Here is a 23,752-nt window from a genome sequence, read left to right on the forward strand (position 1 = left end):
CGCGCCCGCCGAACCTTGCCGTGCCGCAGCACCTCGATTTTCTCGATCAATGGGCTGTGCAGTGGGAAGGTCCGCTCGACGCCGACTCCGTGTGCAGCGACGCGCCGAACAGTGAAGGTAGCGTCGGTTCCCCCGCCCCGTTTGCGGATCACGACGCCCTCGAAGGGCTGGACACGCATGTTGCCACCTTCGACGACACGGTAGTGTACGCGCACCGTGTCGCCAGGGCTGAAGGGAGGCAGATCGCTGCGCATGTATTCCTGTTGCACACTGCGGATGAGATCCTGCATGGCTGCGTCCCTTATTCTGTGCTTTCCCAGCCTGCGGCATCGCTCCCGCGGCCGCAGAAAGACGACCACTGGGCAGTATAGCAGACCGTTCCAACAGAATCAGCGGGTACTGGCGCGCAACCTTTCGGGGAGCGCGCTCAACACCTCAGCCACGACTTCGTAACGGCCGAAGGAAGGCATGAGATAAATACCCTGTACGAACTCGCAGGCCTCAGCGATCAACTCGCGTGCCATGGCCACCCCTTCAGCTCGCCCGTTCGGGCCAGCTCGCCGCATGCGCTCCAGCGCCTCCTCGGTCAGCGTGATGCCGGGAACTTCGTTGTGCAGGAAAGAGGCGTGCCGAAAGCTCTGCAGCGGTAGCACCCCCAACAACACCGGCACCTCGATCGGTCCGTAGCGGGCCTCGTACTGCGTGACGAAGTTGCGCCACGTCGAGAAGTCGAAGACCGGTTGTGTCATGATGAAATCAGCCCCAGCCGCAAGCTTCGCATGCAAACGCTCCACCTCCTGCTGAAGATCCGGACGCGTCGGATCGCACGCGACCCCGATCGTGAACAGCGCTGGTCGACCGATGGAGGCACCACCGGCATCGAAGCCCTGCCGAAAATTCTGGAGCAAACGCACGAGCCCGATCGAGTCGAGATCATAGACGGGGGTCGCGTGGGGATAGTCACCCAACGTCGGCGGATCACCCGTCAGCGCCAGAATGTTGCGCACACCGAGCGCGTGCGCCCCCAGGAGATCGGCCTGCAACCCCATCAGATTCCGATCGCGCGTCGTGAGATGCAGGATCGTCTCGACACCTGTCTCCTGTTGGAGAATCACGCAAAGCGCCAGCGCGCTCATGCGCACTCGTGCCATCGGGCTGTCGGCCACGTTGATGAACTCGACTCCCACCTGTCGCAGCAGGCGAGCTCCCTCGACCGCTTTCGAGGGATTGAGCCCCTTGGGAGGATCGATCTCCACGCTCACCACGAACTCCCGTCCGAGTTTCTGCCCGAGGCGCGTGGGCTCCTCCGGAGCAACCGCTTCCGTCACCGGTATCGAAACGCGCGCCCTGACCTCGACCACTGGACGCTCTTGTCCCTCGATCTCGTCCAGAGCACGCCGCATCGCCGCGATGTGTTCGGGTGTGGTGCCACAGCAACCACCGACGAGTCGAACTCCCAAGGCTGCTGCCTCCCGCGCGAAATCGGCAAAGTACTCCGGCGATGCACCATAGATGACACGATGACCGACCACCGTCGGCCAACCCGCATTCGGCATCGCCGAAAGCGCGATACCCCAACGATTCGCCGCGATCATGGCCCGCACCACCTCGAGCGTCGGTCGTGGGCCGACACTGCAGTTGACGCCGATCACATCCACGCCGAGCTCCGCTAAGGTCGCCACGACTTCTTCTGGGCTGTGTCCGGCGATGGTGCGACCGTCAGCTGCGAACGTCATCTGGGCGACGATCGGCAGATCACAGACCTCGCGTGCAGTCATGATCGCTTCGCGGATCTCGGCAAGTTGGGACATGGTCTCGAAAATGAGGAGATCGACCCCACCCTCGAGCAACGCTTCGATCTGCTCGCGGAAAACTGGTCGCAAGCTCTCCGGCGCAACCGTCCCCACCGGTGCGAGCAGGCGTCCGCTCGGCCCTACGGCGCCCGCGATGAAAACCGGCACACCACAAATCTCGCGAGCCTCTCGTGCATGACGGACAGCACGGCGATTGATCTCACGCACACGCTCCGCCATACCGTAGGCCTCGAGCTTGACGCGGTTGGCCGCGAAGGTGTTGGTCTCGATGAGTTCGGCTCCCGCCAGAATGTAAGCCCGGTGGATCTCCACGACGAGTTGCGGATGAGTCAGGTTCGTCGACTCGAAGCAACGATCCAACCGAATGCCTCGCTCGTACAGCTGCGTCCCCATGGCGCCGTCAGCGAGGAGAACGCCCTGTTCGATCCGCTCACGAAACGGATGCTTCATGTCTCGAACACTCCACCAGTCGAGTACTGACCCAGCCACTCAGTCATCGAGTGTACGCGGATCGGCATCGTCACGTCGGACGCCACGTCGCGGCGACGAGACCGAGGCGTGCAGGATGGAGCTCTCCTGACGCTGCTCGCTTCTCACCGCTTACCGCCCAGGAGAGGCACCAGCCAGCAGGATACGCACGACTCGGTACTGCGAGCTTCCGCGAACAGGACGAGTCGAGGGAGCTCGTCTTTGCCTAGTTCGACGAGTATCCCACTCTGCACCACCCGATGACTGGTCGGACGAATCGCTCGACGGAGCGAAAGAAGTGCACACCCCCAGTCGAGTCTCTCATAGCGGTTGGGGCAGCCGCAGTGCCCTGAACCCGTGCCGTCGATTTTCCCTGCTCACCGAATTGACAACCGGCTCGAAAGCGTGTACGATCGGCCCGTCAGGAGTGCTGCCGTGAGCACACCGCATCCGGACGAGCCGTCGTTCGTTATAGAAACGGGAGGGCCTGGGATGTCGGGGTCCGTTGCATGGTCAGCGGCAGACGAACTGCGGTGTGTCGCCCGCGCCAAGGCTGGTGACCACGATGCTTTCGCACTGCTATATCAAAAGTACGAACGTCCGGTCTATCAGTTTATCTATCGCATGGTCGGAAATGCCGAAGAAGCGAGTGACCTGACCCAGGAGTGCTTCATCAAAGCGTATCGCGCACTTCCGCAGACCACCGATGACCTGAACGTCGCTGGATGGCTTCGCCGGATCGCCACCAACGTCTGCCTGGATGCGCTGCGACGGCGCAACCGACTCCGTTGGTTGCGGCTCGATCACCTCGCTCCCTGGCAAAACTCCTCGCTGCGCTCGGACGCGATCGACCCGGAACGAGCACTCATCGAGACTGAAACGCAGGATGCGGTGGAGCGGGTGCTCCAGCGGCTCCAGCCCCATTACCGAGCAGCATTGATCCTCCGCGAGTACGAGGGGTATTCGAGCGAGGAAATCGCTCAGATCCTGGGTATCTCCCGCTCCGCTGCAAAGTCCCTCCTCTTCAGGGCCCGCGAAGAATTCCGGCGTCTTTTCCGCGAGATGGAGGCACAGTCTGACTCATGAACTCCCACCGTTGTCGTCGCTTTCGCCACCTGCTCTCTCTCTACCTCGACGGCGAGTTGTCCGTCGAAGACGAGCGGCGACTTCGGGCTCATCTTGCGGAATGCACAGACTGCCGACGCCTTCTCGAGGACTATCGCGTACTCCGCGAGCGGATTCGCCGTCTGCCCCCTGTCCCACCACCCCCTCAGCACCTTCGCGACGACCTCTGGAAGCGAATCGCGGTCGACGAGCGCCAGTACCGACGCTCCCAGCGTTTTCGCCTCGCGGTCGCCTCGTCCGCACTCGGTGTCATCGTCCTTCTCGTCGCTCTCTTGAGTGCGAGCCTCGGCTACCAACGGATCCAGCCACCGCGGGTCATCGCTTCCAGTCCAGCCGGTTCCTCGCAGCAACTGTGGCCAATCTACCAACCGATCGAAATCGTGTTCTCCAAGCCGATGAATGAGGAATCGGTCTTGGCGAACCTGCGGATCCTGCCGCCCGGTGAGCGAGATCGACTTCCCATAAGCTGGAACGGCAGCAAGCTCGTCATCGGTGCGGACGAGATTCGTCGCGTTACCCTGCTCCCTGACACCGTCTACCAGATCGCTATTTTGGCGGACGCAGAGGACCGCTGGGGGTACCGACTCGGCAGCGCTTTCGTGCTCACCTTCCGGACCTCGAGCGCGATCGTGCACGCTCTCGAAACGCCCACACCGACTGCTGTCGTACCATCGTCGACGCCACCCATCGCGACCGCTGTTCCGACACCTGCACCGCCACCACTTCCTCCCGCTCCATCACCGACCGCTGCGCCCTCCGAAGAACCGTCGAGAACCCACCCTGCCCCACCAGCTGTTGTCTCACCGCCGATCCTCGACCCCAGCCCGACTGCGACGCCGACTCCGTCATTGTCCCCTGCACCGACGCCGACTCCGACACCGGAAGCGATGCCTGCGCCCATTACCCCGACACCAACGCCGCCGACTCCAGAACCGATTCCAGTGACCGGCGCGTTCGCCAGACTGTACTGGGGCAATCAGACGGTGCAGCAACGCCTCGGTGCACCGGTGTCACCCGCCTTGACGGTCAACGCTGCCGAGCTCGTCTTCCAACGTGGCATCATGGTCGAGCGGTTCGATACTATGACCATTTACATCCTGGAAGCAGCTGGCACCTGGCGAAGTGTGGCCGAGCCGACCCCCACCGACCCCCCCTTGGAGTTCCGCGAGGTGGAGCCGAATCTCTGGTTACCTGGAGGAACGTTCGGACAAGTCTGGGAAGCGCTCGCCTTGGCAGAACCACTCGGGTTCGCGACCGAATCCGACCTCCACGTCATGACGGCTGGAGCCCGGATCCAAACGTTCGAGCACGGCCTTCTCATCTCCAGCGACCGCGGGTTCATTTACGCGCTGTACAGCGATGGAACGTGGCAGCAGTTCCCGTCAGGTTGATCTCGCTCAGCGCAGCGAGGCCTGCACGAGAATGGCGAGTGCATCGTAGAGTGCATGGGTGAGAATACACGCAGTGGTGCCGAACCAGCGGCGCTCGAGCCCCAGCAGGATCGCCAACCCGAAGACACCGAGACTGACGATGGAAAACTCGTATTGGATATGCAGCACAGTGAAAAGGAGCGTCGTCAACAGAAGACCATAGCGCGGCTGGATCGCTCCTCGAAACAGGATCTCTTCACCGGTGCCCGCCAGCAAGCCGAGTGCGAAGGCTGCTACTGGAGATGCGAACGCAGTCGTGAGCGGCAGAAGGCGCTCCTCGATCCGCTCGACGACGCCTGGTTGCAGTGTACTCGCCGCGAGGCTCGTCACGCCCGACACCGCAAAGAGAGCGAGCGTGAACACGATACTGGCTGCCACGACACGGCGATCGATCCCCCGGAGTCCCAGCCGTTCCAATGCCTCCCGCCAGTTCCGTCGCGTCGGAAACCCGATCCAGATGAACGCCAGGAATACCTCGGCGACTGCCTGCACGGCAAGTTGCTCGGCTTTCACCTCGAACGGAGGCAATGTTTCCGATACGAGCAGCGCCCCCCCGAAAAAGCCGATCGCGCCCTGGAGCGCTGCCAAGCCCATGGCATCGAGGATCGAGCCAGGATCGATCGGTACCCACCGCGCGAGGAAACGTCGGTAGCCCCCCAACCAGGCCAGTCCGACGCCCAGTCCCGCGCCGATCGCCCGGATCGCGAGCGCTCGCTCCCCGACAGTAGTCGCGACGATCGCGAGCACCAGCGAGAGAAGAGCGAAGGCAGCGATCATGAGGTGAACGACCGCGCGAACCCAGCGGCTGTACGCCGCGGCTTCACCGATCGCTCGCGCCGAGGCGCCGAGAAGGACGATGGCCGCGAGTTCGATCAGCCACACCGGACTTCCTCCTGGCTCACGCTCGCATCGACCGTGCTAGACTCGCATCGAGGTGCAGGCGGTGGAGGACGATGGCACGCCGCAGTGGTTTGGGACGGGGGCTGGACGCCCTGATTCCTCGAACGACCGTCGATCCGGACGCGATCCGAGAGATCGCGCTCGACGACATCGCTCCCAATCCCCGCCAGCCCCGGCAATATTTCTCCGAGGAGAGCTTGCAGGAACTCGCGGAGTCGATCCGCACGCACGGAATCATCCAACCGCTCGTCGTAACCTACAACGGCGGGCAGCCCCCTTATCAGTTGGTCGCTGGTGAGCGACGCTGGCGGGCTGCCCGGCTAGCCGGACTGACGACTGTTCCCGCTCTCGTCCGTGACCTGTCCCCGAAGGACGCAGTCGAAATCGCACTGATCGAGAACCTCCAGCGTGCCGATCTCTCGCCCTTGGAGACGGCCACTGCCTACCGGACGCTCATCCACGAGTTCGGTCTGACCCAGGCCGAGGTCGCCGCCCGGGTCGGGAAAAGTCGTTCGGCTATCGCCAACACGTTGCGCCTGCTCGAGGCGCCGGAGGCCATTCAGCGTGCGCTCGCCATGGGCGATATCACGGAAGGGCACGCGCGTGCGCTACTCTCTCTGCCAGATACAGCGAGCCAACTGGCCGCGCTCCAGGAGATACGCCAGCGAAGCTTGACAGTTCGCCAAACCGAGGAACTGGTTCGACGTTGGGTTGGAGAAAAGAAATCACCGCGTCGCACGAGTCCCCGACTCGCCCCCGAAATCGAGCACGTCATCGATGTCCTCCGCTCACGCCTCCGCACCAAGGTCGAACTCCGTACGAGCGCGCGCGGCGGCCGGTTGATCATTCACTATCATTCCGCCGAGGAACTCGCGCGACTCCTCGATGAACTTCTCAGACAGTCCCACGACGATCACCTGGCAGAACTAGGCTGACCGCAGGCGCGACTCGATCTCCTCGACGAGCCCTGAAATCGGGACCCGCACTTGTTGCATCGTGTCACGGTCCCGGATCGTCACGGTACGATCCTCGAGTGTCTGATAATCGATCGTCACACAGTACGGCGTCCCGATCTCGTCCTGGCGACGATAGCGCCGACCGATGCTCTGTGTTTCGTCATACTCGATCCGGAAATACTGGCGAAGCTCGTGTGCGACCTCGCGTGCCACGGTGACGAGCTCCGGTTTCCGCAGAAGCGGCAGGACCGCTACCTTGTACGGGGCAACTCGCGGGTGAAAGCGAAGGACGACGCGCGTGTAGGGATTACCGTTCACGTCGACTGCCGGTTCCTCGTCGTAGGCATCGCACAGCAAGGCCAGGAAGAGCCGTTCCACACCCATCGTCGGCTCGATCACGTGCGGGATGTAGCGCTCGTTACGCTCCTGGTCGAAGTAGGTGAGATCCTCACCGCTGAATTCCTGATGTCGACGCAAATCATAATCCGTACGATAGGCCAGACCACACAACTCCTTCCAGCCGAAGGGGAAAAGGTATTCGAAATCCACTGTCTTGCGGGAATAGTGCGAGAGTTCCTGCGGACCGTGCTCGCGAGTCCGCAGGCGATCGGGCTTGAATCCGATCCAACGCAAGAATTGCCCCATCTCGTTCAACCAGTGATCGAAATACTCCTCCCACATCTCCGGCCGGATGAAGTACTCGATCTCCATCTGCTCGAACTCGAGCAGGCGAAAAATGAAGTTCCCCGGTGTGATCTCATTGCGGAAGGCCTTGCCGATCTGCCCGATTCCGAACGGAATTTTGACGCGACTCGTTTGCACGACGTTCTTGAAATTGACGAAGATCGCCTGGGCTGTCTCCGGGCGCAGATAGACCGGTGTCGACTCCGTTTCCACGGGGCCGATAAAAGTTCGGAACATGAGGTTGAATTTGCGGACCGGCGTCCAGTCACGAACACCACAGACTGGACAGGCCAGGTTCGCTTCCTGAATCAGTCTGGTCATCTCGTCGAGCGATAAGCCTTCCGTCGAGCGATGGAGCCGCTCCTCGATGAGCGTGTCCGCCCGGAAGCGACTCTTGCAACGCCGGCAGTCGACCAGCGGGTCGTTGAACTCTTCCACATGCCCGGATGCCTCCCATACCCGGGGATGCAAGAGGATTCCACCATCCAGGCCGACCATGTCCTCGCGACGTTGAATGAAGTATTCCCACCATGCGTTCTTGAGGTTCCGCTTCAACTCGGCACCCAACGGCCCGAAGTCCCAGGTATTCGCCAGACCTCCGTAGATCTCGCTTCCCGGATATACGAAACCGCGACGCTTGGCGAGCGAGACGATCGTCTCCAGTCGGACAGTGGCAGCGTGTCGCCCGTCCATCGAAAGTCCCCTCCTGAAGACAAACGCAGCCCCTCGCTCGTACGAGGGGCTGTCGAGCGATCACCAGTCGAATTACCGCTCACTTGCTCGATCTCGAGCAGCCCCCATCGTCAACTCTTCATGGTAGCACCCAGGGTCGGTCACGAGTCGGCCATCCGACTGGACGATGCGCTCGAGGAGTTGCCGGTACACTTGGGTCGTCGCTGGACTGACATGCCCGAGAACCCGCTGGAGATCGCGCAGGTCCCACCCATCAGCGAGAGCTCGAACGGCGAACGAGTGTCGCAGGGTATGCGGTGTCACCTCCGGGAGTCCAGCCGCGGCTGCGTAATTCTTGAGGATCAACCAGAAGCCCTGCCGGGTGAGCCTCGCTCCACGATGGTTGAGAAACAATGCCTGTTCGCCTTTCAGGGTCGTGAACCCTGGACGACCGCGTTCGAGATAGTCGCGAAGTGCTTCGATCGCTTCGCGAGCGAGTGGAACGACGCGTTCCCGGCCATTCGGTCGACGTACGCTCAGCTCTCCACGATTCAGATCGACATCTCGCACGTCGAGAGCCGTGAGCTCACTGACCCGCAGGCCAGTCGTCGCCAATGTAATCAGCATCGCACGATCGCGTAATCCCTCCGGCGTGCGATCAGTGGACGCAGCGGCGATCAGCTGCTCGATCTCCTTGGGACCGATGGCGCGCGGCGTAAAGCGACCAACTCGGGGGACCGGCAAACCATCTGCCGGATTCGCCGCAGTCAGCCCAGCACGAACCAGGTACTGACAGAACGACTTGATCGCCGCGAGCTTTCGCGCTGCCGTCGTTTCTGCGTATTGGCGATCACGCAGGTAGCCGAGAAAGGCCTCCAGATGCTCGCTCGCCAACTCGCTCCAGTCTCTCAGACCGAACCGCTCTGCAACGTAATTCGCGAACTGCTCGAGATCGTTCCGATACGCTGCGATCGTGTTCGGCGACAAGCCTCGCTCGCGCACCACGCCCGTCAAGAACTCCTCGATCGCCTGCTGCATCGGTCCAGCCTCCACTCTCCGTCCGAATCGCGAGAAAACACGAAAGCTCACCGCACGTGCTACGCTCTCCTACAAGAGCTCCTCGAGGGGCACGTACGGCAGACCGAACGACTCCGCAACGGAAGGATGCGTGATCCTTCCTCTAAACACATTAACGCCTTTGGCCAGGGCTCGGTCGCGCTGGACAGCAGCGACCACACCGAGATCTGCCAACTCCAGGACGTACCGCAGCGTCACATTGCTGAGTGCGAATGTGCTCGTCCGCGGAACAGCACCCGGCATATTCGTCACCATGTAGTGCAGCACGCCGTCCACGTCGTAGACCGGCGCGTCGTGCGTCGTCGGGCGTGCAGTCTCGACGCATCCGCCCTGATCGATCGAAACATCGACAATGACGCTCCCAGGTCGCATCCCCCGCACCATCTGACGGGTAACCAGTTTGGGTGCACGGGCACCGGGAATCAAGACAGCCCCGATGACGAGATCTGCCTCCCGTATCGCCTCACCGATCACTTGTTCACTGGACACCCGCGTCTGGAACCGGCCATGCAAGATCTGCTCCAGGTAACGGAGTCGTTCGACATTGATGTCGAACAGCAGCACTTCAGCACCTAACCCCAACGCCATCTGTGCAGCATTGGTCCCGACTGTGCCTCCCCCGAGGATGACGACGCGGCCCGGGGCGACACCAGGAACACCGCCGAGCAACACGCCCCGTCCTCCATACGGTTCCATCAAATAGTAGGCCCCAACCTGGATAGCCAGCCGACCAGCCACCTCGCTCATCGGCGCGAGGAGCGGGAGCGACCCATCCGGTAATTGCACCGTTTCGTAGGCAATGGCAATGACCTCGCGCGCCATGAGTTCGCGAGTCAGACGCTCGTCAGCCGCGAGATGAAGAAACGTGAACAAAATGAGGCCGGGGCGGAGAAAACGATACTCCGACTCGATCGGCTCCTTGACCTTGACGATCATGTCGGATTGCGACCACACCGTCTCCGCATCCTCGACCAATTCGGCTCCTGCTGCTTCGTAGTCGGTGTCAGCGAAGCCGCTGCCGACCCCCGCCCCACGCTCCACGAGCACGCGGTGTCCGTGACGAACCAGTTCGCGTACCCCGTGGGGTGGCTGGGCAACACGATATTCGCGGGGTTTCCTCTCGCGTGGAATCCCGATGATCAAGGCTCGACCTCCCAACCATACATGCCGCTCGCGTCGTCCTGCCGCCCATGCCGCCCAAACCGGCAGGACGGCGCTTATTGTCGCCGAGAAATCCACTTCCTCACAAGCGGGGAGCCTTAGGCTGACAGCGGCAAACCGATCCTTGCCGAGTTCATGCGCGTTGCCCTCTCGCGTGCTCCTCCAACGGCGTACTCCTCAGCGAAGAGCGATTTGACGGGAAAGCATCGGCCCCGCTACAGTTAGTCGGTCGGGCAGGTCATCCGGCCCGAGAAAGCGAGTGACCATGCAAGCCCTCATCATCGTACCGATCCTGGCTGTCCTGATCCTCGTACACGAACTCGGCCACTTTCTCGCTGCACGACTGTTCGGCATTCGTGTCCTGGAGTTCGGGATCGGACTTCCGCCGCGTCTGTTCGGGATCCGGCGCGGTGGTGTTCTGTACTCCGTCAACGCGATTCCGCTCGGAGGATTCGTCCGCGTCGTCGGCGAGGACAGTCACACGGTGGGGCCGGACAGCCTGCAAACGAAACCCCGCTGGCAACGGGCCGTCTTCTTCGGTGCCGGCGCCTTGATGAATCTGTTGCTGGCTTTCGTCATCATGATGGCATTGGTCGGCTTACGAGGCGAACCGCAGTTTCATCTTTATGTCGCTGAGGTCGTGCCCGATTCACCGGCTGCTCGAGCCGGTTGGCGACCTGCTGATCGCATCGTTGCCTTGGATGGCAAGCCAGTCCGCGATGCCTCGGAACTCGTGGAGCGGACCGAACGGGCAGCTGGCCGACCACTGCGTGTTACCCTGCTCCGGGGAGACGAACGGATCGAAACGACAGTCGTCCCACGCGAAAATCCGCCACCCGGCCAAGGACGCACTGGTATCCGCGTCGTCATGGAGCCGGCAGCGCGACTGACGGTGGCAGCCGTCCAACCGGGCTCACCGGCTGACCTCGCTGGCTTGCTCCCGGGTGATCGCTTGGTGCGGATCGCTGGCTATCCAGCTGAGGACGCAGCCGTTTACTTCTTGTTGATCCAACAACATGCTGGTGAGGCGCTCGACATCGTCATCGAGCGAGACCGTCAGCTCCTCACGCTCAGGATCCACGTTCCCTCGACCGCGAGCGGTGAAACGCCGAACCTCGGCATGACGCTCCGACCCACATTGGTGACTGCACCGGTGCCGCTCTGGAGAATCCCTGTCGAGGCTGCGAGGCAAACCGCCATCATGGTGGTCCAAATGGTGCAGGGGCTCGTCATGCTGATTCGCGGCGAAGCGTCCCTCTCCGATCTCGCTGGTCCGATCGGCATGGGACAACTGACGTCTGAACTTCTCGCCATCAGCCCGGAGCCCATTTGGGTCACGTTGGGACATCTCGCTGCTCTGCTCTCGATCAATCTCGCCATTCTCAACCTCATTCCCTTCCCAGCCTTGGACGGTGGTCGTCTGTTCTTCGTGCTCATCGAAGCGATTCGTGGTCGGCGCATCTCGCCCGAAAAGGAAGGATTGATTCACCTGATCGGCTTCGCTATCTTGCTCACACTCATGTTCGTCATCGCGTTCGCCGACATCGGACGATTGCTCAGTGGCGAATCGCTCCTCCGCTGATCGCTCAGGACCGCCGACAAACGCGGTCAGGCATACTGAATGAAGCGAAAACCCAGGGCGCCATGAGCGCCGGATCGGGAGGTCGACACAGCATGGCCTACCAGCGACGCAAAACTCGACCAGTTTGGGTCGGTGACGTTCAGATCGGTGGAGACGCACCGATCGTTGTCCAGTCGATGACGACAACCGATACACGCGATCCTGAGGCGACGCTCCGGCAAATCCAAGAGCTCGCGGATGCAGGCTGCGAGATCGTGCGCGTTGCGGTGCCCGATCGAATCGCGGCCGCTGCCTTGGCGGATATCGTGCCCCGCTCGCCGATTCCGGTCGTCGCCGATATTCACTTCGAGCACACGCTCGCCCTCAAGGCTCTGGAGGCAGGTGTCCACAAGCTGCGGCTCAATCCAGGGAATATCCGCAAGCCAGAGGAAGTGCGCGAGGTCGTGCAGAAAGCGAAAGAGCGCGGTGTCCCCATTCGCATCGGAGTCAACTTCGGCTCCCTGCCGCCGATGACACGCGAATTCGTCGACGAGATGGCCGCTCGAGGGGCCACGCAGACGGAGCTCATCGCCGAGCACATGGTCCGCACGGCCTTGAGTCACGTCAAGATACTGGAAGATTTGGACTTCGGGGACATCGTCATTTCCCTCAAAGCGTTCGAGGTTCCGGTCATGATCGAGGCGTACCGCCGCATGGCCAAACTCAACGATTATCCGCTTCACCTCGGGGTGACCGAGGCCGGTACACCGAAGGCCGGGGCGATCCGATCAGCGATCGGCATCGGCACCCTCTTGCATGAGGGCATCGGTGATACGATCCGGGTCTCGCTGACGACCGACCCGGTCGAGGAAGTCTGGGTCGCATATGAGATCTTGAAGAGTTTGGGACTTCGGGAACGCGGCGCCACGCTGGTCGCCTGCCCGACCTGCGGACGTGTGGAAGTCGATCTCTTCCGTCTCGCCAACGAGATCGACGAGTACCTGCGCACTGTCAAGGAGCCGATCAAGGTAGCGGTGATGGGGTGCGTCGTGAACGGGCCAGGGGAAGCACGCGATTCCGACGTCGGTGTCGCTGCCGGTCGCGGCAAAGGGGTCATTTTCCGCAAAGGAAAGATCGTTCGCCGCGTCGAGGAACACGAAATCGTTCCTGCCTTGAAGGAAGAGATCGAAGCGATCCTCGCCGAACGACGCGCGGGATCGACCCAGGCGCGACGCGAGATCAGTATCCCGATCATCTCTGCCTGACCATCTGGCGAGGTGCCAACGTGCAACCGAAGCCCATGTCCGAGTCGTCCCAGGCAACTGTGGCGGTCATCGGAAGCTCGTCCTGGGACGAGTTTTTCGTTCTCGACCGGTTCCCCCGATCAGGAGCCAGCGCGATCGTCACTGCTCGCGCCGAGGCCGGCGGAGGCACGGCAGCCAATGTCGCGGTCGCGCTGGCCCGTTTGGGGGTACGTCCTCTGCTGGTCACGACAGTCGGAGACGATGCGTGGGGACAACGACTGGTGTCCGAACTCTCTAGAGAGCAACTGGAACTCCACCTCGTTCCACCACGAGCACAGAGTTCGACCGATCGTTGCTCGATCCTCGTCTCGCCCGAGCCAGAGCGAACCATCCTCTGGTCCCCAGGAGCGCACCTTCGCCTCGGTGATCCGCTTCCGCTGGAGCGCGTCTTCCAGTGCCGAGTCGTCGTCATCGACGTCGAAGACGAGGATCTCCGCCAATTCCTGCTGGATCTTCCAGCGCACGTCGCACCACGCACCCGTCTCGTTGGGCCACTCACGCATCTCGCGATGGTGCCGTCTGAACGGGCTCGTCGGTTAGCCCTCCAACACGATGTGCTCATCGGCAACGAGGACGAAGTTTGCGCCATAACGGGCTGCACGAGTGTCGACGCCGCGCTCGAGGCACTGCGGGGTTGGATGCCGCTCGGCACGACCCGCCTCGTGGCGATCAGTCGCAGCCGAGACGGCTGCATCCTCGCCACTATGAGTGAGACAGTCCGGGTTCCTGCCTTCGAGGTGAGAGCGATCGATCCCACCGGAGCTGGTGACGCGTTCGCGGCCGGCATCATTTACGGCCTCTTGCGACGCTTGCCTCTCAGCGAAGTCGGGCGACTCGGAAACGCGATGGGAGCACTCGCCACCCGGGCGCTCGGCGCCCGCACTGCATTACCCACGCGCGACGAACTCGAGGCCTTCCTCAGCGGAGTACCGCATGTGCATCGCTAAAGACGAGCTCCGCGAACTCGCCGCGCGGTGCGGGCTATCGCTTCTGGCGGTCGCGACTGCTGATCCGTTCCCCGGGCTGACTGATCTCTTGCGCGCCCGTATCCGTGCCGGTCATCTCGCTGGTATGAGCTGGTTCGATGAAGAACGAGCCCGCATCGCCGGCGATCCGCACAACCTGCATCCCACCGCCCGCAGCATCGTGAGTGTCGCCCTCCCCTATTGGTTACCGGATATCGTTCCTCCCAACGATGGAATCGCCCGTGGTCGGATTGCGCGCTACGCCTGGGGGCACGACTATCATCGTGTGCTCCGCGAACGGATGAAACGACTCCACCAGTTGCTCGAAGAACGGTGTGGCCGACCGATCGAGGCTCGCTTCTTGGTGGACACTGCACGGATCGTCGACCGGGAAATCGCAGCCCGCGCCGGACTCGGCTGGCAGGGTAAGAACACGATGATCCTCGTGCCTCGCTATGGATCATGGGTGCTCCTCGGTGAGTTGCTGCTCGATATCGATATCGAGCCGGATGCACCACTGCGCCCACGCTGCGGGCGCTGCCAGCGGTGTCTCGACGCCTGCCCGACCGGTGCATTGATCCGCCCCTATGAACTCTTCGCTCCTCGTTGCATCTCTTACCTGACCATCGAGCATCGCGGGCCGATTCCTTGGGAAGTGCGTCCTCTCCTCGCTAACTGGGTGTTCGGGTGCGATATCTGTCAAGAAGTCTGTCCCTATACCGCTGCCGCACGACGGGCTGACGATCCGGTCGTCTTCCCAGAACGCCTCGAGCACTGTTTTCCATCACTCGAGTGGCTGCTCACGATGACGGAAGACGAGTTTCGATCTGTCTACCGGGGTCGTCCTGTCCTGCGTGCGAAGCGGGTCGGTCTCGCCCGCAACGCTGCAGTCGCGCTGGGCAACGTCGGTGACCAGAGACATTTGAAGATACTGGCTTGGGCAGTCTTCGCGCATGATGAGCCCCTGGTTCGCAGCCATGCCGCCTGGGCGATGGCGCGGATCGACTATGCCGCGAGCCTCCCCGTGCTCCAGCGCGCTCTCGCGCAAGAGACCGACTCGTCTGTACGACAAGAAATCGAGCGAGTGCTCGATTCGCCACCGGCGCCGCTCAACCGGTCGTCTGCAACCCTGCTGCGATCGCATTGATGCTGTGGTGGATGGCATCCAAGAGGCGCGACGGACGCTCACCTGTGCCGGCACTTCCCCGGTACCGACGTAACAAGACGATCTGACATGCATGGAGGACATCGACGTACGGATTGCGCAACCGCACCAGTCGGGCGAGAATCGGCGAACGCTCCAAAAGTTCGCGTTGATCGGTGACTGCCAAGATGGTTCGCACAGCCCGCTGGTACTCGTCGACGATCCGCTCGAAGATCCACCCGTCATCCCCGGCGAGCGTCGCGTAGCACTCGGCGATCAGCATGTCCGCTGTCGCGAGGCTGATTTGCGCGTTGTCGAGCAGCATTTCGAAAAAGGGCCAACGGCGATACATCTCGCGGAGTGTGGATTCCTCCCCCGCGGCCAACGCGCGCTCGAGTGCTGTTCCCAGTCCGTACCATCCTGGCAGATTCACGCGCGCTTGTGTCCAGCTGAAAACCCATGGTATCGCCCGCAGATCGGCAAAGCGGAGCTCGCTGTCGGAACTGCCCCGGCGAGCGACTGGCCGCGAGGCCAGGTTCAAGCTGGAGAGTTCTGGAAACGGCGTCGTGCTGGTGAAGAAACGGACGAACGTTGGCTCGCCCTTGACCAATCGTTCGTACGTCTCTTGCGACCAAGTTGCCAACCGCTCCATCATCCGGTACCACGTTTCCGGGATCGACAGGTCAGGATCGCTCCCCAGAGAACCGATCAGTGCATGCGACATCTGTTCCCAATGCCGCAGTGCGATGGCCTTGTCGCTATAGCGGGCGAAGATCACTTCTCCCTGCTCGGTGGTCTTGAGAACAGGTCGACGAGCTGCCGCTGGCCGCGCACGGATAGCCCGTCCCATCGGGCCTCCTCCTCGACCGATCGCTCCACCACGACCGTAAAAGAGACGAAGCTGGACACCGAACTCTCGCGCGACCTCAGCCAAACGCTCCTGCGCACGGTAGATGCGCCAGTTGGAGGAAACATACCCTCCATCCTTGTTGCTATCGGAGTAGCCGAGCATGACTTCCTGCTGGTTACCGCGTACCCTCACGACTGAGCGATAGATCGGATTGGCCAACAGGCGTGCGAGAATTTGGCCACAACGGTCCAACTCGGTGATCTGCTCGAACAGCGGAACCACGTCGACCCGGCAATATTGAACGGGGCCATCCTTCGCGAGATCGATGAGCCCTGCCTCGCGTGCCAGCACGACCGTACCGAGCACGTCGGCTGGCTCGCGGGTCATCGAGACGATGATCGTGTGGCAAGCTCGCTCACCGCTCAGTCGCTGGATCCGACCGATCGCGTCGAAAGTGGCGAGCACTTCCCGCGTGTCGGGTGTGAGCGCTCCACGTGGAAGGCCAAAGGGGCCCTGCTCGAGACGAGTCAGCGCGAGACGCTCGCGCTCGTCGCTCGGCATCGCCTCGTAGCCAACAGAACCGACCAACGCAAAAAGCTCGGCGAGCGCTTCACGGTGGCGAACTGCATCCTGACGAATCTCCAACTCGGCGAGATGGAAGCCGAAAACATCCACGCGTGCGATCAAGTCGGCCAGTCGGCCATCCGCGATCCGGTGCCCATCATGCTGCCGAAGTGAGTCAGCCATCACCTGTAGGTGCATGGCAAATTCCTCAGGGACCGCATAGCCTCCCGGCTCGCCGTGCTCCGCTCGCCGCAAACGTTCCTCGATGAGCCCGAGCATCCGTCGATAGGGTTCGTCAGCCCAAGCTCGAACCGGCGCAAAACCGAGCCGATCCCGCTCCTGGTCGATCATCGCCATCAGCTCGTCGGAGACGCCGCGCAAACGTGCCGAGACACTCAGCGCTCGCCGAAGAGCGACGACCTCCTCACGGTAGCGTCGAAGGACGGCCTCGCGCATCAACCGAGCCGTCGCCTCGGTGACAGCTGCGGTAACCGCCGGGTTGCCGTCACGATCGCCTCCGACCCAGCTGGCGATCCGGATCGGCAATCTGTTCAGAACCGCCTCATCTGCCAGTTCCGGATACGCACGAAGAATGGCCCGCCGGAGGGCGCGCCGATAGAGGGGAACGACATCGTAGATCGGACCCGCGAGGATCGCGATCGTGCTCCGTACCTCATCGAGCGGCGTCGGCCGTGCCAGGCGCGTTTCCGCCGTCTGCCAGAGAAGCGTGATTTCCTCGCGCAGGCGATCGAAGAGCCAATCACGCTCGCGCGGCGAAAGCCGCGGATCATCCAGCTCTTGGATCGATTGCCCAAGCGCACTCAGCGTTTGGAGGACCGTCCGTCGTCGCGTCTCCGAGGGATGGGCCGTGAGGACGGGAAAGAGCAAGAAGTCGTCCAATAGTTCCTTCACTCGATCCGGCTCGACACCACGGTCGCGCAACGTCAGGAACGCTTCTTCCAGTGATTCGTGCAAAGCCCGTTCTTGCCGCTCACGCTGGCGTAGCGTTCGGACACGGTGATGCTGCTCGGCGAGATTGATCAAATGAAAGAAGATACCGAACGCACGGACGAGTCCGAAGATTTCCTCGTCGTTCGCTTCCTCGAGCCGCGCCAGTAACGCCCGAAAGGCTTCACGCATGTTTCCAGCCGTTCGCCCTGCGATCGAGCGAAGCCGTGCCCACTCCACGAGATCGAAGAGCTCGGTGCCTCCCTGTTCGCGGAGCACATCCCCCAACAGGGCACCGAGCAGGTTGACCTCGTTACGCAGCCCGTCGATCGGTTCAGCTCTCAGGGCTTGCCCTGACCGCTCATCGTCGAGCGCTCGTCCGCCCGCCATTCCTGACCTCTCCTCTCCGTCGAGTCGTGCAGGCATCTTCGCATGCACTGATTGCGACCAGTCGCGTGATCTAGGGTACTCTCTACAGCGTTGAAAGGCTGCTGCTCGGATTTCCGAAAAGTACGAGGAGCCTGCCAGTGCTGATGGTGATCGACATTGGCAACACGAATGTTGTCGTCGGCCTGTTCGCTGGTCACGAACTGCGCGCTCGTTGGCGACTCGCAACGGCGCGGGACCGCATGCCCGACGAATGGTGGGTCCAACTCAGCGTTCTGAGTCAGAGCGCAGGGCTTTCGCTCGGCGCGGTCAACGGGATCGCCATCTCGAGCGTCGTGCCATCGTTGACAGTGACGTTTCAGGAACTGGCTCAGCGCTACTTCGTCCTCGAGCCGCTCATCGTCAACGGTTCGCAAGACTATGGTATTCCGATCCGGGTGGAGCACCCCGCCGAGGTCGGGGCCGATCGCATTTGCAACGCGATAGCCGCCGTCGAACGGTACGGCGCTCCTGTCATCGTCGTCGACTTCGGTACCGGAACGACCTTCGACGTGATCGATGCCGACGGCGCGTACATCGGCGGTGCCATCGCTCCCGGGATCACCGTCGCTTTCGAGGCACTGACGCAGCGAGCAGCACGTCTTTACACCGTTGCCCTCGAGGCACCTCCTCGTGCAATCGGCCGCAACACTCGCGAAGGTCTCCAATCTGGAACCGTTCTGGGCTATGCCGAACTCGTGCGTGGCCTCATCCGACGTATCCGGAACGAACTCGGGCACGAGGCGCCAGCGATCGCGACCGGTGGACTCGCGACATTGATCGCGCCGCTCGTGCCCGAATTCAGTGCCATCGAAGCGGATCTCACCTTGTACGGGCTCCGCTCGGCATACGAGCGAATGCGCCGCTCATCGGAGACTTGAGACTGGCTATCCTCACACAGTAGGAGCGAGGAAAGAGAACCTCACCGTCTCGTCGAAGGAGCGCACCGCCGCTTCCAAGAGGTCGAGCGTCCAGACCACATCTTCCAAATCGAGCGTCTCCACTGGACTATGGGAATATCGTCGAGCGATATTGACGACCATCGAGGGTATGCCGCCCCGCACGAGATGAATCGCTGCAAGATCGGACGTGCTTCGTGGGAACAAGGCGCGTTGAATCGGAATACCGTGCTCAGCTGCAACCCGAACGAGAAAATCTCGCATACCCGGATGAGCCAGATGCCCACGCACGCCCCCCATCCCGCTGGCGAGCGCCAGCACCGGCCCCTCACCCAGGCGAATACCCAAGTCTTTCACCACGTCCGTATCTGGAGTACCGCCCGCTGGCACCGTGTCCACGACGATGGCGGCATCTGGTGCAAGACGGTATGCGGCCATCTCTGCACCACGAAGACCAACTTCTTCTTGAACTGTGACCACGAGAACGGTTCGGCACCGTAGTTCGGCTCCGCGCAGTCGCTCGGCAAGACGCACGAGTACGGCACACGAGACCCGGTTATCCAGCGCCTTCCCACAGATGCGCTCGGGATTAGCGAGTCGCTCCACTGGCTCATCGTACGCGATGGGATCGCCGATCTCGATGCCGAGCGATCGGACCGCATCGACCGAGTCATAACCCAGGTCGACGTACAGTTCACGAACCGGTGGCACCGAACGCTGCTCTTCAGCTGTTTGGAGATGGCCAGGACGAACCCCGATCACTCCGCGGTAACCACGGACGCGGACGCGCCGCCCCGGAAGCAAGCTGTCGACGACACCACCGATTTTCTCCACTCGCAGGAAGCCGTTCGGCTCGATCCCCTTGACCAGTAGTCCGATCTCGTCAGAGTGCGCAGAGATCATCAGGACCGGTCGCTCAGTGCGCGAGGGCAGCCAGGCGAACAGGTTGCCGAACGAATCGACCTCGAGTGACGCAGCATACGGGCTCAAGAGGTCCACCAGTCTGGCCACGACCGGTTGTTCGTGGCCCGAGACGCCATCGAGTTGCGCCAGTTCACGGACCAGCTGGTACAGTTGCTCCTTCTCGGCCGCCCGACTCTGTTCCGGCCTCGTCATGCACTCACTCCTCTACTCACTCCGCCATCCTGTGTACCTGGACCCCACTCAGCGCGCTATACTAGCAAGTGCCAGTCCCGTAAGCCGAGGTGCGCCATGTGGCGACTCGTCCTATTACCAAGTCCAGTTAGCCAGTCGATCGCTGGTCACTGGCAGCTGGTTTGGCTAGTGAGGAGGGTACGGTGAAGCAGTATCCCCCTGAACGGATCCGGAACGTCGCACTCGCTTCACACGGCGGAACCGGCAAGACATCCTTGACCGAAGCGCTCCTGTATGCCACCCACGCGATCTCACGTCTCGGACGAGTCGAAGACGGAACGACCGTCTCCGATTGGGATCCGGACGAGCACAAGCGACGGATCTCTATCATCCTCAGCATCATTCCGCTCGAGTGGCGGGATCACAAGATCAACCTCATCGATACGCCTGGATACTTCGACTTCGTTGGTGAAGTACACAGCGCGCTGCGCGTCGTCGATGCGGTCCTCATCCCGATGGACGCGACTGTCGGTGTGGAGGTAGGGACCGAGCACGTCTGGGAACTGGCGGAGGCGCGCGATCTTCCGCGCGCGCTCCTCGTCAACAAGATGGACCGTGAACACGCGAATTTCGCCAAAGCGCTCGCCAGCGCTCGTACGGCATTCGGCAATCGCGTCGTCCCGATGCAACTGCCGATCGGACAAGAAAAGACCTTCCGCGGATACGTCGATGTCCTCAGTGGGCAGGCGTACCAATTCACCGACAACGGCGGTGTCGAACCGACTGCCCTTCCTGACGAACTGGTTCCACTCCTCGACGAATTCCGCACCCAACTCGTCGAAGCCGCCTGTGAAAGCGACGAGGAACTCACGCTGCGCTATCTCGAAGGGGACGAGCTCTCCCTGGACGAACTACGGACAGGCGTCCGCGCAGCCATCGCGAGCAGAAGCCTCGTGCCCGTGTTCGTCAGTGCTGCAACGTCACTCAAGGGGGCTCTCCCGCTCCTCGACGCGATCGTCGATTACTTCCCCGCTCCGGGAGTAGTTCGCGGCGAACGCAACGACGGCCATACGATCGAACTCGCTCCCGACCCCGCTGGACCACTCGCGGCGGTCGTGTTCAAGACGATCGCCGATCCATTCGTCGGGAAGTTGTCCTATTTTCGTGTCTACTCGGGCACCTTGCGGACCGATTCGCAGGCCGCCGTCCCACAACGCGGCGAGACCGAGCGGATCGGTCAGCTGTTCATCGTGCGCGGCAAGGATCAGACACCGGTCGGACAAGTCGGACCAGGAGACATCGGAGCGGTCGCCAAGTTGCAAGTCGCGCGGACCGGTGATACGTTGACCGATCCCGCTCGACCTATCCGACTCGCCGGCATCGAATTCCCGGAACCGGTATTCACGGTCGCCGTGACTCCTCGAACCAAGACGGACCTCGACAAGATGGGGACCGCGCTGCATCGCATCCTCGAAGAAGATCCGACTTTGCGCGTCGGGCGCGAGAACCAAACTGGGGAGACGTTGCTGTCTGGACTCGGCGAAAGCCACGTCCAAATCGCGCTCGACCGCATGGCGCGCAAGTTCGGCGTGCATGTCGACTGGAGCCTTCCACGCATCCCCTATCGGGAGACCATTTCCGTGCCGGTCCGTCGAGTCGAATACAAGCACAAGAAGCAGACTGGGGGTCACGGCCAGTACGGTCACGTCTTCCTCGATCTCGAGCCCTTGCCGGACGCGGAGTTCGAGTTTCATGAGACGATCGTCGGTGGCGTCGTGCCCAAACAGTTCATCCCCGCGGTCGAGAAGGGGGTCCGCGAAGCGATGGAGGAGGGCGTACTCGCCGGCTACCCGGTCGTCAACGTCAAGGTGACCCTCGTCGACGGATCGTACCACTCCGTCGATTCCTCCGAACTCTCCTTCAAGATCGCGGCGGCACAAGCATTCCGCAAAGGACAGGCCGCAGCCAAGCCTATTCTCCTCGAGCCGATCATGCGGCTGCGCGTCACGGTTCCCGACGCCTATACCGGTGACGTCATGAGTGACCTGAACGGCAAGCGCGCTCAGGTGCTCGGCATGTCGCCAGGCGACAACGGTCGAACGACGATCGAAGCATTAGTTCCCTTGGTCGAGATCCAGCGCTACGCGACCGAGCTGCGCTCGCTCACGCAGGGCCGCGGAACCTTCCACACAGCGTTCAGTCACTATCAGCCCGTTCCACAACATCTGGCCGAAGCGATCATCCAAGAATCGCGCGCTCGTCACGCGGCAGTCGCCAGCTGACGACGCTGACCGGAATCGCGAGGAACCTGGAAGCTGGGCTCCGGCCCAGCTTCCAGCTTGTCGATGAGGAGATGAGATGAAGAAAGGCCAGTTGCAGGAAGGTCGGCGAACGATCGTGGTGATCTTCGACGGTGGCTCTCAGGGCAACCCTGGTCCCGCTTATGGCAGCTACCGGCTGGAGCTACCCGATCGACCACCGATCGTCGAGCGGATCGACTTCGGCGAAGAACTCACGAATAACCAAGCCGAATATCGCACGCTCCTCGCGGCACTCCACGTGCTCTTGGCAGAACTCGAGCGAGAGGGTGCGTCGCCAGCGAGTTTCGCCGTCTCAGTCATGACCGATTCCGAACTCGTTACACGTCAACTCAGCGGCGAGTACAAGGTCAGGCATCCCAACTTGCAGCCGCTCCATCGTGAAGCGGTGTCTCTGCTGGATCGTTTCGCCGAGTGGAGCATCACGTGGCGTCCGCGCGAGGTCATTTACAGCTACTTCGGACACTGAAGGTTAGCTTCGAGGAATCAGGCAACCCCAAGCTGTGAGAACTCGCGATCGACCAGCGGGAACACCCGCGATGTCGGGAAGGCGCTTCCGGCACGCTGCTGACGCACAGGCATACCGGAGTCTCAGCGCGCAGAGGGGTCGGAATGGTGGTGATATGAGAAGAAGCGAATGCAGCGTACGGTCGGCCGGTCACTGGGTTGCAGAGGCATCTCTTGCACGGAGTAACCAGCTCGGCTATAATCTGTAGCGGCATGGGCGGTTAGCTCAGCTGGTTAGAGCGCCACGTTGACATCGTGGAGGTCAGTAGTTCGAGTCTACTACCGCCCACTAGCCCGTTGGGGCCAGCCGGGGCGCCAGCGGGTTTTCACCATGAGACGGGTAGCGCGGGTCTCCAGTTCCGATCCGGATGTCGGGATCGGCTGAGCGAGTGAGCCAGCGCGGAAAGGCGTCGACCGGGGGAGTAGCCGGGTGATACCTGTTCAGAGAGATGAGGCCGCTGGCTGTGAGCCTCATCAGGGGCGTGCCCGGTGAAGACCACCCGTGAGCTGGCCGGTGAACGCTGTGTCTCGTAGCCGTGCCCGGTTTGCCCCCGTTACTGGGCAGTGACGAGCGTCCTACCGTAGGGAGGCGCGGTAGGGCGGAACGAGGGTGGAACCACGTCAGGACGGGTCTGTCGTCCCTCTGGGTGCGGCAGGCCCCTTTTGGTTTGAACGGTGCGATGAGTCGGTGAAGGGGGTGCATGATGTCTGGCATCACCGAGGACATGGATGTTCAGGTTGTCACGGAGAGCAAAGCCGACCTGGAGCTGGCGAGGATGCGGCACTCCTGCGCACATGTGATGGCGCAGGCCGTACTGGAAATGTTCCCTGGAAGCAAGCTTGGGATCGGCCCAGCGATCAGCGACGGGTTCTACTACGATTTC

18 protein-coding genes, 1 tRNA gene and 1 pseudogene are annotated in these 23,752 nt (G+C 62.0%); 12 read left to right on the top strand and 8 right to left on the bottom strand.

What is annotated here, in order from left to right; all coding sequences use genetic code 11:
* The coding region (gene rplS / locus ACWIVK_RS12240) for a 50S ribosomal protein L19 (protein ID WP_448577009.1) at window positions 1-290 on the bottom strand (290 nt) is incomplete at its 3' end.
* A 99-nt stretch (window positions 291-389) separates the two neighbouring features.
* Complete coding sequence (locus ACWIVK_RS12245; protein WP_448577010.1) at window positions 390-2,264, bottom strand: bifunctional homocysteine S-methyltransferase/methylenetetrahydrofolate reductase; 1,875 nt, start codon at window positions 2,262-2,264, stop codon at window positions 390-392.
* Between the two features lie 510 nt (window positions 2,265-2,774).
* Between ACWIVK_RS12245 and ACWIVK_RS12250 the strand changes: the two genes are divergently transcribed.
* Entirely contained in the window at window positions 2,775-3,368 is a 594-nt protein-coding gene (locus ACWIVK_RS12250; protein WP_448577011.1) for an RNA polymerase sigma factor, read from the top strand.
* On the top strand, window positions 3,365-4,798 hold the full coding sequence (locus ACWIVK_RS12255) for a zf-HC2 domain-containing protein (RefSeq protein WP_448577013.1): 1,434 nt from the start codon (window positions 3,365-3,367) through the stop codon (window positions 4,796-4,798). The genes ACWIVK_RS12250 and ACWIVK_RS12255 overlap by 4 nt, the downstream gene beginning before the upstream one ends.
* Window positions 4,799-4,804: 6 nt before the next feature.
* Here the strand turns inward: ACWIVK_RS12255 and ACWIVK_RS12260 are convergent, their stop codons facing one another.
* Window positions 4,805-5,719, bottom strand: coding sequence for a CPBP family glutamic-type intramembrane protease (locus tag ACWIVK_RS12260; protein ID WP_448577014.1), 915 nt, complete (start codon window positions 5,717-5,719; stop codon window positions 4,805-4,807).
* Window positions 5,720-5,790: 71 nt separating this feature from the next.
* On the opposite strand from ACWIVK_RS12260, the gene ACWIVK_RS12265 reads away from it, so the two are divergent.
* Entirely contained in the window at window positions 5,791-6,672 is an 882-nt protein-coding gene (locus ACWIVK_RS12265) for a ParB/RepB/Spo0J family partition protein (protein WP_448577015.1), read from the top strand.
* Here ACWIVK_RS12265 and ACWIVK_RS12270 read toward each other — a convergent pair.
* The 3 genes from ACWIVK_RS12270 to ald form a co-directional block, all read right to left on the bottom strand.
* Window positions 6,664-8,070, bottom strand: coding sequence for a glycine--tRNA ligase (locus tag ACWIVK_RS12270; protein WP_448577016.1), 1,407 nt, complete (start codon window positions 8,068-8,070; stop codon window positions 6,664-6,666). The genes ACWIVK_RS12265 and ACWIVK_RS12270 overlap by 9 nt on opposite strands.
* 72 nt (window positions 8,071-8,142) lie before the next feature.
* Complete coding sequence (locus ACWIVK_RS12275) at window positions 8,143-9,087, bottom strand: tyrosine-type recombinase/integrase (RefSeq protein WP_448577017.1); 945 nt, start codon at window positions 9,085-9,087, stop codon at window positions 8,143-8,145.
* 69 nt (window positions 9,088-9,156) lie between these two features.
* A complete protein-coding gene (gene ald, locus ACWIVK_RS12280; protein ID WP_448577018.1) occupies window positions 9,157-10,269 on the bottom strand; it encodes an alanine dehydrogenase in 1,113 nt (370 codons plus the stop codon).
* Window positions 10,270-10,552: 283 nt separating this feature from the next.
* Between ald and rseP the strand changes: the two genes are divergently transcribed.
* The 4 genes from rseP to queG all read left to right on the top strand — a co-directional run bounded on the left by rseP (window position 10,553) and on the right by queG (window position 15,264).
* Window positions 10,553-11,869, top strand: coding sequence for an RIP metalloprotease RseP (gene rseP / locus ACWIVK_RS12285; RefSeq protein WP_448577019.1), 1,317 nt, complete (start codon window positions 10,553-10,555; stop codon window positions 11,867-11,869).
* Window positions 11,870-11,961: 92 nt separating this feature from the next.
* Window positions 11,962-13,113 (top strand): flavodoxin-dependent (E)-4-hydroxy-3-methylbut-2-enyl-diphosphate synthase, encoded by a 1,152-nt coding sequence (ispG, locus tag ACWIVK_RS12290; RefSeq protein ID WP_448577020.1) that lies wholly within the window; start codon window positions 11,962-11,964, stop codon window positions 13,111-13,113.
* 20 nt (window positions 13,114-13,133) lie between these two features.
* The gene (locus ACWIVK_RS12295) at window positions 13,134-14,099 is read left to right on the top strand and encodes a carbohydrate kinase family protein (RefSeq protein ID WP_448577021.1); all 966 of its coding nucleotides are present in this window, start codon (window positions 13,134-13,136) and stop codon (window positions 14,097-14,099) included.
* Entirely contained in the window at window positions 14,086-15,264 is a 1,179-nt protein-coding gene (queG, locus tag ACWIVK_RS12300; RefSeq protein WP_448577022.1) for a tRNA epoxyqueuosine(34) reductase QueG, read from the top strand. Before ACWIVK_RS12295 ends, queG begins: the two co-directional genes overlap by 14 nt.
* Here queG and ppc read toward each other — a convergent pair.
* Window positions 15,227-18,013, bottom strand: coding sequence for a phosphoenolpyruvate carboxylase (gene ppc / locus ACWIVK_RS12305; protein ID WP_448577023.1), 2,787 nt, complete (start codon window positions 18,011-18,013; stop codon window positions 15,227-15,229). The two genes, queG and ppc, sit on opposite strands and share 38 nt — an antisense overlap.
* A 143-nt stretch (window positions 18,014-18,156) precedes the next feature.
* Between ppc and ACWIVK_RS12310 the strand changes: the two genes are divergently transcribed.
* On the top strand, window positions 18,157-18,930 hold the full coding sequence (locus ACWIVK_RS12310; protein WP_448577024.1) for a type III pantothenate kinase: 774 nt from the start codon (window positions 18,157-18,159) through the stop codon (window positions 18,928-18,930).
* A gap of 12 nt (window positions 18,931-18,942) precedes the next feature.
* On the opposite strand, the gene ACWIVK_RS12315 is transcribed toward ACWIVK_RS12310, so the two are convergent.
* Window positions 18,943-20,064 carry a M42 family metallopeptidase gene (locus ACWIVK_RS12315; protein WP_448577025.1) on the bottom strand — a complete coding sequence of 374 codons (1,122 nt, stop codon included), beginning with the start codon at window positions 20,062-20,064 and terminating at the stop codon, window positions 18,943-18,945.
* A gap of 182 nt (window positions 20,065-20,246) precedes the next feature.
* Between ACWIVK_RS12315 and fusA the strand changes: the two genes are divergently transcribed.
* The 4 genes and pseudogenes from fusA to ACWIVK_RS12335 all read left to right on the top strand — a co-directional run.
* On the top strand, window positions 20,247-22,325 hold the full coding sequence (gene fusA / locus ACWIVK_RS12320) for an elongation factor G (protein ID WP_448577026.1): 2,079 nt from the start codon (window positions 20,247-20,249) through the stop codon (window positions 22,323-22,325).
* A gap of 76 nt (window positions 22,326-22,401) precedes the next feature.
* Window positions 22,402-22,830 carry a ribonuclease HI family protein gene (locus ACWIVK_RS12325; protein ID WP_448577027.1) on the top strand — a complete coding sequence of 143 codons (429 nt, stop codon included), beginning with the start codon at window positions 22,402-22,404 and terminating at the stop codon, window positions 22,828-22,830.
* Window positions 22,831-23,083: 253 nt separating this feature from the next.
* Window positions 23,084-23,157 (top strand) — tRNA-Val (locus ACWIVK_RS12330).
* 415 nt (window positions 23,158-23,572) lie between these two features.
* Window positions 23,573-23,752 (top strand): annotated as a pseudogene (locus ACWIVK_RS12335) (threonine--tRNA ligase); the annotation flags it as partial.

The organism is Thermomicrobium sp., assembly GCF_053493975.1.

Excerpts from the sequence above, each read along its gene's own strand:
- ACWIVK_RS12245 (WP_448577010.1), bottom strand. The coding sequence starts at position 2,264 with ATGAAGCATCCGTTTCGTGAGCGGATCGAACAGGGCGTTCTCCTCGCT.
- ACWIVK_RS12250 (WP_448577011.1), top strand. The coding sequence starts at position 2,775 with ATGTCGGGGTCCGTTGCATGGTCAGCGGCAGACGAACTGCGGTGTGTC.
- ACWIVK_RS12255 (WP_448577013.1), top strand. The coding sequence starts at position 3,365 with ATGAACTCCCACCGTTGTCGTCGCTTTCGCCACCTGCTCTCTCTCTAC.
- ACWIVK_RS12265 (WP_448577015.1), top strand. The coding sequence starts at position 5,791 with ATGGCACGCCGCAGTGGTTTGGGACGGGGGCTGGACGCCCTGATTCCT.
- ACWIVK_RS12270 (WP_448577016.1), bottom strand. The coding sequence starts at position 8,070 with ATGGACGGGCGACACGCTGCCACTGTCCGACTGGAGACGATCGTCTCG.
- ACWIVK_RS12275 (WP_448577017.1), bottom strand. The coding sequence starts at position 9,087 with ATGCAGCAGGCGATCGAGGAGTTCTTGACGGGCGTGGTGCGCGAGCGA.
- rseP (WP_448577019.1), top strand. The coding sequence starts at position 10,553 with ATGCAAGCCCTCATCATCGTACCGATCCTGGCTGTCCTGATCCTCGTA.
- ispG (WP_448577020.1), top strand. The coding sequence starts at position 11,962 with ATGGCCTACCAGCGACGCAAAACTCGACCAGTTTGGGTCGGTGACGTT.
- queG (WP_448577022.1), top strand. The coding sequence starts at position 14,086 with ATGTGCATCGCTAAAGACGAGCTCCGCGAACTCGCCGCGCGGTGCGGG.
- ppc (WP_448577023.1), bottom strand. The coding sequence starts at position 18,013 with ATGGCGGGCGGACGAGCGCTCGACGATGAGCGGTCAGGGCAAGCCCTG.
- ACWIVK_RS12310 (WP_448577024.1), top strand. The coding sequence starts at position 18,157 with ATGGTGATCGACATTGGCAACACGAATGTTGTCGTCGGCCTGTTCGCT.
- ACWIVK_RS12315 (WP_448577025.1), bottom strand. The coding sequence starts at position 20,064 with ATGACGAGGCCGGAACAGAGTCGGGCGGCCGAGAAGGAGCAACTGTAC.
- ACWIVK_RS12325 (WP_448577027.1), top strand. The coding sequence starts at position 22,402 with ATGAAGAAAGGCCAGTTGCAGGAAGGTCGGCGAACGATCGTGGTGATC.